The following is a 10,212-nucleotide window of genomic DNA, read 5'->3' as shown; positions in this document are numbered from 1 at the left end:
CCTGATCCCTTCCCGAACTCAGAAGTGAAACGATGCATCGCCGATGGTAGTGTGGGGTTTCCCCATGTGAGAGTAGGTCATCGTCAAGCGCCTAACACCCAGCACCCCCGCCCAGTTCATTCTGGCGGGGGTGTTGTCTTTGGGGCGGGAAAAGTTTGGCCGAGGGCCAGGGCGCTTGGGCGAATAGCCAGATCAGCGGACGAAAGTAACTCACGTGCCCGGGGTTGCCCTCACCCTAGCCTCTGCCCGGGGAGGGGATTAAAGGCGGCATGGCGGAGGCTTGAGGGGGCTTCCTGAATCGCAGGTTCTGCTTTGAGTCTGCAAGAGCAGAACAGCCACAACAGCCCGGCTGCGCCGGGCTGTTGTGTTTGAAGCGCGGCACAGAATCATCGTAGGTTGGCGCTGAGCGCAGCGAAGCCCAACGATGAGGTTTGCTGCAGGGATCAAGTGAACGGCGGCGGGGCGTTGAGGGGGCAAGGTTGGCTTCCGGAGGTTTGGCTTCGCTGTGCTCAGCCCAACCTACCGCAGCACCTACGGCAGCGTTACGCGAGCAGGAAAAAGCCCGGCATTGGCCGGGCTTTTTGCGTTCAGGGTTTGCGGGCGATGAGGGTGGCGCGCAAGGGGGCGGGGAGGCCCTCGACGGTCAGACTGGGATCTTCTGGGTTCAGGAAGTCCGGTAGCGACTGGAAGCCCATCCACTCGGTGGAGCGCTGTTCGTCTACGGTCGTAGGGGTGAGGTCCACCAGGCGGATGTCACGATAACCGGCGCGTTGCAGCCAGAGTTGCAGGGCGTCTGCGGAGGGCAGGAACCAGACGTTGCGCATCTGGGCATAGCGGTCTTCGGGGACCAGGACGGTGGTGGCATCGCCTACCACGACCAGGGTTTCCAGGACCAGCTCCCCGCCGCTGTCGAGGCAGTTCCTCAGGTCCAGCAGGTGGTCGATGGGCGAGCGGCGATGGTAGAGCACGCCCATTGAGAAGACGGTATCGAAGCCGCCGTCCAGTACGGGCAGTTCTTCCAGCGTCAGTGGCAGGTGCCAGGTGGGCAGGTCGGGCAGATAGCGACTCAGGGCCTGGAACTGGCAGTGGAACAGCCAGTTGGGATCGACGCCCAGGACCAGGCTGGCTCCAGCACCAAGCATGCGCCATTGGTAGTAGCCGTTACCGCTGCCGACATCCAGGACGCGCTTGCCTTGCAGATCCAGGTGGGAGGCGACCCGGTCCCATTTCCAGTCGGAGCGCCATTCGGTATCGAGATGGAGATCGAACAGCTTGAAGGGGCCCTTGCGCCAGGGCCGCAGTTGCAACAGTGCCTCGCGCAGGGCCCGGTGCTGCTCCGCGGTAGGAGCGCCAGCGAGGCGCACCGCCTCTCGCAGGTCGACAGCTTCTACAGCGATTTCGGGGAGAGCATCGACAGCTGCTTGCCAGCGCTGCAGATCGCCGTGGCCACGGGCGTACTTAATGGCCAGGACGGCTTCGAGCGACTGGGACCAGGTGGCCAGTGGGGTAGCGGCAAGTGCCCGCTGCAGGGTTGCGAGGAAAGAGGGGTGGGTCATGGCAAGGCGATCAGGGAGGTGAAGTTGAGGCATTGGAACCAGGGCACGACGGTGGTGAAACCGGCGGCCTGCAGGCGCGCGCGGTGTTCCTCCAGGGTGTCGGTGAGCATGACGTTTTCCAGGGCGGTGCGTTTCTGGGCGATTTCTAGCTCGCTGTAGCCATTGGCTCTCTTGAAGTCCAGGTGCAGGCCGTTGAGCAGCGCCTGGGTCTGAGCGTCCGGGAAACGAATCTTTTCCGACAGCAGCAGGGCACCGCCTGGCAGCAGGCTGGCGCGCAACCGACGGAGCAGGCCCAGGCGCTGTTCCGGAGCGATGAACTGCAAGGTGAAGTTGAGCGCGATCACCGAGGCCGACTCGAGCGGAACCTCGAGGATGTCGCCTTCCACGACCTCGACTGGCAGCAACTCCTCATGCATCGAATCCTGGGCGCTGAGGTATTCGCGACAGCGGGTGGCCATGGCCGTGGAGTTGTCGATGGCCACTACCCGGGTACCCTCGGCGCTGACATGACGGCGCAGGGCCTGGGTCACGGCGCCCAGGGAGCAACCGAGGTCATAGAGGCGGCTGTTGGGCTGGGCGAACCGCGCCGCGATGACGCCAAGATTCTCGACGATGGTGGGATAGCCCGGCACGGATCTCTTGATCATGTCGGGAAAGACGCGCACCACGTCTTCGTTGAAGGTGAAGTCGGCAGGAGGCTGCGGCGACGCGAACAGGCGGTCGGCTTCGCTCATGGGCGGTACCTGGAAAATCGAAAAGGGACATTGTACCCCTGGCAGGTACTGCAGGACGTGGCGTCAGCGGATTTCGATACGGCAGTCGAAGCGGGCCTGGGGCTCGGCTTCGGCATCCCAGGGCTGGCGGGCCTGAAGTTCGAGATGGGCGCTGCCGACGCTCTGGGCGCGGAAGCGCCAGAGGGACTGACCGGCGCTGCCGATGCCGCCCTGATCCTTGCGCTGTTCGCGAAAGACTTCCGGGCCGAGTTGCCTGAGGTTGTCGCTGCGCTGGAGGATGGTCCAGCGATAGCCGCTGGTGGGATCGCTGGGCAGGGTCAGGGTCAGTTCCTGGCCCGTATGCATGGCCAGCGGGGTGCAGTCGCTGTCGTCGCCCAGGATGAGGTTGCCACTCGGCGGGGTACTGCTGCAGCCGGCCAGGAGCAGACAGCCGCAGAACAGAAGACGGTTGGACATGAAGACCTCCGGGGTATGACGGCAAAACGCAGAGCATACCCCAAGAGATTGGCCGGTCAGACTAGAAGAGCACCTTGGCCACGTCGGCGAAGCGCTTGGCGAAGTGAACGGTCAGCCCCTCCTTGAGATAGGCAGGCAGCTCTTCGAAGTCACCACGATTGGGCTCCGGCAGGATCAGTTCACTGATCTTCTGCCGCCGTGCTGCTATGACCTTTTCCCGTACCCCGCCGATGGGCAGTACCTGACCGGTAAGTGTCAGCTCGCCGGTCATGGCCACGTTCTTCTTCGGCGCCTGGTTGCGGGCCAGCGACAGCAGGGCGGAGGCCATGGTGATGCCGGCGCTGGGGCCGTCCTTGGGCGTGGCGCCTTCGGGTACGTGCAGGTGGACGAAGGCCTGGTCGAAGAAACTCGGATCGCCCTTGAAGTCCTTGAGATGCGCGGTGACGTAGCTGTAGGCGATCTCGGCAGATTCCTTCATGACGTCACCCAGCTTGCCAGTGAGCTTGAAACCGCGATTCAGGGTATGGATGCGCGTCGCCTCGATCGGCAGGGTGGCACCGCCCATGCTGGTCCAGGCCAGACCGGTGATGATGCCGACTCCGGACAGCACCTGTTCCTTACGGAAAGGCGGCATGCCCAGGTAGTCCTCGAGATCCGAGGCACCGATCTTGACCTTGAGCTTGGGATCCTCGATGAGCCGGACCACCGCCTTGCGCACCAGCTTGCCCAGTTGCTTCTCCAGCTGGCGCACGCCGGCTTCGCGGGCATAGCCTTCCACCAGGGCCTTGAGGGCACTGTCGGTGAGCGTCAGGCGATCCTTGGGTACCCCGGCCTTGTCCAGCTGCTTGGGCCAGAGGTGGCGCTTGGCGATGGCCTGCTTCTCTTCGGCGATATAGCCGGAGAGACGGATGACCTCCATGCGATCGAGCAAGGGACCGGGAATGGAGTCCAGGGTGTTGGCGGTGCAGACGAACAGCACCTTGGACAGGTCCAGGCGCAGATCCAGGTAGTGGTCGAGGAAGTCGACGTTCTGCTCCGGATCCAGGGTTTCCAGCAGCGCCGATGCGGGGTCGCCCTGGTAGCTCTGGCCCATCTTGTCGATCTCGTCGAGCATGATGACCGGATTCATCACCTTGACGTCACGCAGCGCCTGGACGAGCTTGCCGGGCATGGCACCGATATAGGTGCGGCGGTGACCCTTGATCTCGGCTTCGTCCCTCATGCCGCCGACGCTGAAGCGATAGAAGGGGCGGCCGAGGGATTCCGCGATGGACTTGCCGATGCTGGTCTTGCCCACCCCGGGCGGACCCACCAGCAGCACGATGGAACCGGTCACCTCACCCTTGAAGGCGCCCACGGCGAGGAATTCGAGGATGCGATTCTTGATGTCGTCGAGCCCGGCATGGTGACGGTCGAGCACCTTGCGCGCGTGCTTGAGATCGAGCTTGTCCTGGCCGTGGACTCCCCAGGGCAGGTCGGTGGCCCAATCCAGGTAGTTGCGGGTGACACCGTATTCCGGCGAGCCGGTCTCGAGGATGGACAGCTTGTTCAGCTCGTCCTCGATACGCTTCTGGGCGGCTTCGGGCAGGATCTTGCCCTCCAGGCGCTGGCGGAAGCTTTCGATGTCGCTGCTGCGATCGTCCTTGGTGATGCCCAGTTCCTGCTGGATCAGCTTGAGCTGCTCCTTGAGGAAGAATTCGCGCTGGCGCTCGTTGATCTTGCGATTGACCTCGGCGGACAGCTCCTTCTGCAGGCGCGCGACCTCGACCTCCTTGCGCAAGAGCGGCAGGACCTTTTCCATGCGCTGCAGCATGGGCACGGTATCGAGCACCTGCTGCAGTTCGTCGCCCGGCGCGGTGGTGAGGGCGGCGGCGAAGTCGGTCAGCGGCGAAGGGTCATTGGGGCTGAAGCGATTGAGATAGTTCTTCAGCTCTTCGCTGTAGAGCGGATTGAGCGGCAGCAGCTCCTTGATGGCGTTGATCAGCGCCATGCCGTAGGCCTTCACCTCGTCGCTGGGATCGGGGCTGGGGCGCAGGTGCTCGACCTCCACCAGATAGGGCGGGCGCTGCCGGCGCAGCCAGCCGCGGATACGCACCCGCGACAGGCCCTGGGCGACGAACTGCAACTTGCCGTCCTGGCGGGTGGCATGGTGGATGCGCACCAGGGTGCCATGCTGCGGCAACTGGTCGGGATCGAAGCCCTCGACATCGCCGGGCTGCTGCTCCATGTAGAACAGCGCCAGGCAATGGTGGTCGGTCTTGGCCACCAGTTCCAGGGTTTCCGCCCAGGGCTCTTCATTGACGATGACGGGCAGGACCTGCGCCGGGAAGAAGGGCCGGTTGTGGATGGGAATGACGTAGAGCTTGTCGGGAAGATTCTGGCCAGGCAGGACCAGGCCGGTCTGGCCGGCTTCTTCGCTGAGAATATCCGCTTGATTGTCCTGATCGCTCATTGGCGTACCTTGGGCTTGTATGTGAGGCCAACATGGGGCGAGGGCGGCGCTTTTTCAACGCAGGCAAAGACCTGTCCTTCTTGACCGCCGGGTACCGCTCGAAGTGCGACGGCCAGGACGAAGCCTGGCCACCGCGACGATAAAGATTCCCTCGGCACTGCCGCTAAAGCTGAAGTCACGCCGCGAAGCCGGCGAGAGTTTCCAAGGGCGCGTGGTGGAGAGCAGCGGGTGAACAAGCGTTGGTTTATGGCGGGATGGTTGGCCTTGGGCCTGGGAGCTGCGCAGGCGGCCGAGGTCGCGGTACAGGTGGTCGACGGTCAGGGGGCACCCCTGGCCGATGCCGTGGTGATGCTGTCGGGCCAGGGCCTGGTGCCCGAACGGCATCCCGCGGCCATCGATCAGCAGAACCGACGGTTCGTCCCCCATGTCCTGGCAGTGGCCATCGGGACGGCGGTGAGCTTTCCAAATACCGATGACATCCGTCACCAGGTCTATTCCTTTTCCAGTCCGAAACGCTTCGAGCTGCCGCTCTACCACGGGCTTCCCAGCACGCCGGTGGTGTTCGACCAACCCGGCGTGGTGGTGGTGGGCTGCAACATCCACGACTGGATGGTGGGTTACGTCTACGTGACCACCGCCGGGCGCTCGGTGGTGACCGACAGTCAGGGCCGCGCCCGACTGGAGGCACCGGACGGTCATTATCAGCTGGCACTGTGGCATCCCGACCTCAGCGACAAGCAGGAGGTCGCCCAGCCCGCGCTTGATGTGGCGGGCAAGCCGGTGACCCTGAAACTCCAGCTGGCGGTTCAGCCGAAGCCGCAGCCTGCGGAACCGGCGAGCTCGGCTTTCGAGGATGCCTTCCACAAGGCCACGCACGATGAAGCTCATCCATAGTTTCCAGACCCGCATCGCCGGCAGTCTCTTCCTGCTGATGCTGGTGGTCATCACCCTGGTCTATCTGACGGTCAAGGCCGCCACCGAGGCCAGTGCCGTGCGCCAGTCCTATGACCAGCTCGACACCGGGGCGCGGGTGTTCCGCCAGGTGCTGGACGGACGCTGCCGCCGGCTGAACGATGCCGTGCGGGTGCTCGCCGCCGATTTCGGCTTTCGCGATGCCGTGGCCAGCGGCGACGTACCGACGCTGAGGTCGGTGCTGGCGAACCATGGCGCCCGGGTGGGCGCGGGCGATACCTACCTGCTGGACCTGGACGGCCGGCTGATCGCCAGCACCGTGGCGGCGCACAGCGAAGGCGAGCGTCTGCCCGTCGCGGTGGTGTCGGGCAATGACGGCAGCTGTGTGCTGGCGGGTACCGGCCTGCCGCAATTGCGGGTCACGGTGACGGTCCGGGCCCCTGTGCCCATCGCCCAGGTGGTGATGAGTTTCGCCATGGATCAGGCCATGACCGAGGAATTTCGCTCGCTGATCAATCTGGACGTAGTGTTTCTCGGCGAAGCCGCGCTGATGGCCAGTACCCTGCCGGAGGAGCAGGGACGGCTGCTGCTGCATGAGCTGGCGACCTCACCCCAAGGCAGTGATATCTGGCAGATGACCCTGGGCGGCCGGCTCTATCAGGTCAAGCGGCTGACCCTCGGGACCGCCGAGCATCCGGTACAGGTTTATCTGCTGCGTTCGCTCGACGTGGCCATGGCCGAGTTCGAACCCCTGCTCCGGCAACTGGCGCTGATCGCCGGCGGTGCCCTGCTGGCGGCGCTGCTGGGCGCGCTGTGGCTGGCGCGTAACCTGGCCCAGCCGTTGCGGCAGCTGTCGGTCATGTCCTGGCGGATCGGCCGGGGGGACTATGGGGTCAAGGTGGAGGTCCAGCGCCGCGACGAATTCGGCCGGTTGGCGCAGGTGCTCGAGGAGATGCGCCAGGGAATCGCCGAGCGCGAGCAGCGGCTCAATCACAATGCCCTGCACGACGCCCTGACTGGTCTGCCCAATCGCATCCTGGCCGAGGAGCGCCTGCGGGTCTTCATCGCCACCCAATCCCAGGTCTCGCTGCTGTACCTGGGGTTGGATGGCTTCCAGGCGATCAATGAAAGCGCCGGGGTCGCCGGAGGCGATCGCATCCTCCGGATGGTGGCCGAGCGGGCGCAGGTACTGTTGGCCGGGCATGGCTGCGTGTCGCGCCCGGTGGGCGACGAATTTCTCGTGCAGATCTGCCGCGTCGGTCTGGAAGGCGCGGTGGGGCTCGCCGAGCAGCTGCGCCTGTCGCTGGCCGAACCCATCGAGTGGGAAGGTCAGCTGTATCGTCTCAGTTGCCGGATCGGCGTCGTCGAGTATCCGCGCCATGGCGACGATCCAACCCAGCTGATCGAGCGCGCGCGCAGTGCCATGCTCGATGCCGGCCAGGTGCCGGATCGCCTGCGGGTCTATGATGAAGGTCGGGATGCGGCCCAGCAGCGGCGTTTGCAACTGGTCCACGATCTGCCGCTGGCGGGCGAGCGGGGTGAATTGATGCTGGTGTTCCAACCCAAGGTGGCCTTGCAGGGCAGTGGGCCACACCAGGCCGAGGTGCTGCTGCGCTGGCGCCATGCCGAACTGGGCATGGTCTCGCCGGGTGAATTCATTCCCCTGGCCGAGCGCAGTGGCAGCATGGCCGGACTCACCCGCTGGGTGATCCAGGCGACGATCCGGCAGCTGGCGCTCTGGCAGACCCAGGGACGCGAGGTCAAGGTATCGTTGAATGTCTCGGCGGTGGATCTTGCCGATACCCAGCTACCCGAGCGGGTGATGGGTTGGCTCGATGACGCCAGTGTCTCGGCACGACAGCTGACCTTCGAAATCACCGAGAGCGCCATCATGGCCGATCCCGAAGCGGCCATCGCGCTGCTGACGCAGCTGTCCGTGCTGGGCATCCGGCTGTCGGTGGACGACTACGGTACCGGGCATGCCTCCCTGGCGCATCTGAAGCGGCTGCCGGTGGACGAATTGAAGATCGACCAGTCCTTCGTGAAGGAACTGGCGCCGGGCAACGATGACGCCGTCATCGTCCGCTCGACCATCGAGATGGGCCACAACCTGGGTCTGGAGGTGGTCGCCGAGGGGGTGGAGGAAGCCCGGGCCCTGGCGCTGTTGCGCAGTTGGGGTTGCGATGTGATCCAGGGTTACTACATCAGCCGCCCGGTGCCGGCCGCGGAATTCGAGACCTGGATGGAGCGGCAGAACCAGCCGGTGCCGGAGGCGCTGTCATGAATCACGGCTGGTGGCTGGCTGGCCTGCTGCTGGCGACCGGTGCCCAGGCCGACGGCGGCAAGCTGCTGGCCACCGGCGGCGCCAGCAGTCTGGAAGGCGCGGCGGGCGGTGGTATCACGCCCTGGGCGGTGATCGGTGGCTACGGCGAGAGCGGCCAGCCTGGCGCCACGGCCTTTGCCACCCGGGTGTGGACCGGCGACTACCGGCTCGATGCGGCCGGCGTGGCGGTGGCCTACGGCAATCGGGTGGAAGTCTCCTATGCCCGGCAGCGCCTGGACATGCCGACCCTGCACCGCTTGATGAAGCTCGAGCAAGACAGCCTCAGCCAGGACATCGTCGGTGCCAAGGTGCGCCTGGCGGGCGACCTGATCTACGACCGGCTGCCGCAGATCGCCCTGGGCGTGCAGTACAAGCATCAACGCGATTTCGGCATTCCTGCCGCCGTGGGCGCGCGGCACGACAGCGATGTCGAGGGCTACCTGGGCGCCAGCCGGCTGTTGCTGGGCGGTGCTTTCGGCTACAACCTCTTGATCAACGTCGGCCTCAGGTACAGCCGCGCCAACGAGATGGGGCTGCTGGGCTTCGGTGGCGACCGCACCGACAGCCGCCAATGGCTCAAGGAAGGCTCGGCCGCGGTGTTCTTCAATCCTCGCTGGGCGGTAGGCATGGAGTATCGCGAGAAGCCGCAGAATCTGTCCTTCACCCGGGAGAGCGACTGGGTGGATACCTTCGTCGGTTACTTTCCCAACAAGCACCTGTCGCTGGTGCTGGCCTATGCCTGGCTGGGCGAGATCGCCACCTTGGACGATCAGCAGGGTCTCTATCTGTCGCTGCAGGGAAGCTACTGATGCAGGCGAGACCCCTGGCGCTGCTGGCGCTGCTGCTGATGCTGGGTTGCACGCCGCAGCCGCCGGCGGGTGATCGGCTCTATCAGGAGCTGGGAGGCCAGCCGGGCATCACCCGGATCGTCGAGGGGATGCTGCTCAATGTGGCGCGCGACGGACGGATCCGGCACTACTTCGCCAACGTCGACATCGCGCGACTGCGCAGTCTGCTCATCCAGAAATTCTGCGCCGATGCGGGTGGTCCCTGTCGCTATGAAGGGGCGAGCATGGCGGAAAGTCATCGCGGTCTGAATCTGCAACCCGCCGACTTCAATGCCCTGGTGGAAGACCTGCAACTGGCCATGCAGCGTGAGGGCGTCCCGGAGCAGGCGCAGAATGCCCTGCTGGCGCGCCTGGCGCCGCAGCGCGGCCAGGTGATCCGCCAATAGCCTGCCGGCCGTCGCTGTTTTCGAACCTCATCCGCGCCACAGTCTCCCTAGGCAAGACGCCTACGAGAGGAATGATGCTTGAGCAAGACGACATCAGCGGCCGATCTCGGCCTGACGCTAACGTTGGACGACGAATCGGCACTGTTCGGCTGGTTCCTGGCGAGCTACCTGTTCGGCAAGCGCATCTCCCAGGCCATCGCCGCCCAGGCCTGGACGGTGCTCTACCGCACCCACGGCCGCGACACGCCGCGCAAGCTGCTCAGCCTGAGCTGGCAACAACTGGTCAACTACCTCGGTGAGGGGCATTACCGACGTTATGACGAGAGCACCGCAACGCGCCTGCTGGACGCCTGCCGCCACCTGCAGGGGGATTATGGTGGCAGCTTCCTGAGGTTGCGTGAGGCCAGCGCCGATCGTGCAGAGTTCGAGCGACGCCTGCAGACCCTGAAGGGGGTGGGCCCCAAGACCTGCGAGATCTTCATGCGCGAGGCCGGCCCCTTGCTGTTTCCCGACTGAATGGACACCGCCGGCACGGGGCCGGCGGT

The 10,212-nt window shown here is 65.0% G+C and carries 9 protein-coding genes and 1 rRNA gene; 6 read left to right on the top strand and 4 right to left on the bottom strand.

Annotated features, from left to right (window positions below; genetic code table 11):
- Nucleotides 1–89 (top strand): 5S ribosomal RNA (gene rrf, locus RCF34_RS07010); the annotation flags it as partial.
- A gap of 498 nt (nt 90–587) precedes the next feature.
- Here the strand turns inward: rrf and cmoB are convergent.
- The 4 genes from cmoB to lon form a co-directional block, all read right to left on the bottom strand.
- Nucleotides 588–1,556: a tRNA 5-methoxyuridine(34)/uridine 5-oxyacetic acid(34) synthase CmoB gene (cmoB, locus tag RCF34_RS07005; protein ID WP_308707494.1), complete on the bottom strand. Its 969-nt coding sequence runs from the start codon at nt 1,554–1,556 to the stop codon at nt 588–590.
- Nucleotides 1,553–2,290, bottom strand: a complete 738-nt coding sequence (cmoA, locus tag RCF34_RS07000; protein ID WP_308707492.1) for a carboxy-S-adenosyl-L-methionine synthase CmoA — start codon at nt 2,288–2,290, stop codon at nt 1,553–1,555. The genes cmoB and cmoA overlap by 4 nt, the downstream gene beginning before the upstream one ends.
- A 63-nt stretch (nt 2,291–2,353) precedes the next feature.
- Nucleotides 2,354–2,746 (bottom strand): protease inhibitor I42 family protein, encoded by a 393-nt coding sequence (locus RCF34_RS06995; RefSeq protein WP_308707491.1) that lies wholly within the window; start codon nt 2,744–2,746, stop codon nt 2,354–2,356.
- 61 nt (nt 2,747–2,807) lie between these two features.
- A complete protein-coding gene (lon, locus tag RCF34_RS06990; RefSeq protein WP_308707490.1) occupies nt 2,808–5,198 on the bottom strand; it encodes an endopeptidase La in 2,391 nt (796 codons plus the stop codon).
- Nucleotides 5,199–5,444: 246 nt separating this feature from the next.
- Here lon and RCF34_RS06985 point away from each other — a divergent pair, with 246 nt between their 5' ends.
- From RCF34_RS06985 to RCF34_RS06965, 5 genes are all read left to right on the top strand, one after another.
- Complete coding sequence (locus RCF34_RS06985; RefSeq protein WP_374941148.1) at nt 5,445–6,092, top strand: methylamine utilization protein; 648 nt, start codon at nt 5,445–5,447, stop codon at nt 6,090–6,092.
- Nucleotides 6,076–8,394 carry an EAL domain-containing protein gene (locus RCF34_RS06980; RefSeq protein WP_308707488.1) on the top strand — a complete coding sequence of 773 codons (2,319 nt, stop codon included), beginning with the start codon at nt 6,076–6,078 and terminating at the stop codon, nt 8,392–8,394. Before RCF34_RS06985 ends, RCF34_RS06980 begins: the two co-directional genes overlap by 17 nt.
- Complete coding sequence (locus tag RCF34_RS06975; RefSeq protein ID WP_308707487.1) at nt 8,391–9,242, top strand: DUF3034 family protein; 852 nt, start codon at nt 8,391–8,393, stop codon at nt 9,240–9,242. Before RCF34_RS06980 ends, RCF34_RS06975 begins: the two co-directional genes overlap by 4 nt.
- The gene (locus RCF34_RS06970; protein WP_308707486.1) at nt 9,242–9,667 is read left to right on the top strand and encodes a group 1 truncated hemoglobin; all 426 of its coding nucleotides are present in this window, start codon (nt 9,242–9,244) and stop codon (nt 9,665–9,667) included. The genes RCF34_RS06975 and RCF34_RS06970 overlap by 1 nt, the downstream gene beginning before the upstream one ends.
- A gap of 78 nt (nt 9,668–9,745) precedes the next feature.
- Nucleotides 9,746–10,183, top strand: a complete 438-nt coding sequence (locus RCF34_RS06965) for a DNA methylase (protein ID WP_308707485.1) — start codon at nt 9,746–9,748, stop codon at nt 10,181–10,183.
- Nucleotides 10,184–10,212: the final 29 nt, after the last annotated feature.

The sequence above is a fragment of the Pseudomonas sp. 102515 genome (assembly GCF_031085165.1).
In the GTDB taxonomy this organism is placed as follows: Bacteria; Pseudomonadota; Gammaproteobacteria; order Pseudomonadales; family Pseudomonadaceae; genus Chryseomonas.
Note: the sequence above shows the minus strand (reverse complement) of the source record. Positions and strands in the feature narration are given on the sequence as shown.

Bases quoted from the DNA above. Each gene is read 5' to 3' on its own strand.
- cmoB (WP_308707494.1), bottom strand. From the start codon at position 1,556: ATGACCCACCCCTCTTTCCTCGCAACCCTGCAGCGGGCACTTGCCGCT.
- cmoA (WP_308707492.1), bottom strand. From the start codon at position 2,290: ATGAGCGAAGCCGACCGCCTGTTCGCGTCGCCGCAGCCTCCTGCCGAC.
- RCF34_RS06995 (WP_308707491.1), bottom strand. From the start codon at position 2,746: ATGTCCAACCGTCTTCTGTTCTGCGGCTGTCTGCTCCTGGCCGGCTGC.
- lon (WP_308707490.1), bottom strand. From the start codon at position 5,198: ATGAGCGATCAGGACAATCAAGCGGATATTCTCAGCGAAGAAGCCGGC.
- RCF34_RS06985 (WP_374941148.1), top strand. From the start codon at position 5,445: ATGGCGGGATGGTTGGCCTTGGGCCTGGGAGCTGCGCAGGCGGCCGAG.
- RCF34_RS06980 (WP_308707488.1), top strand. From the start codon at position 6,076: ATGAAGCTCATCCATAGTTTCCAGACCCGCATCGCCGGCAGTCTCTTC.
- RCF34_RS06975 (WP_308707487.1), top strand. From the start codon at position 8,391: ATGAATCACGGCTGGTGGCTGGCTGGCCTGCTGCTGGCGACCGGTGCC.
- RCF34_RS06970 (WP_308707486.1), top strand. From the start codon at position 9,242: ATGCAGGCGAGACCCCTGGCGCTGCTGGCGCTGCTGCTGATGCTGGGT.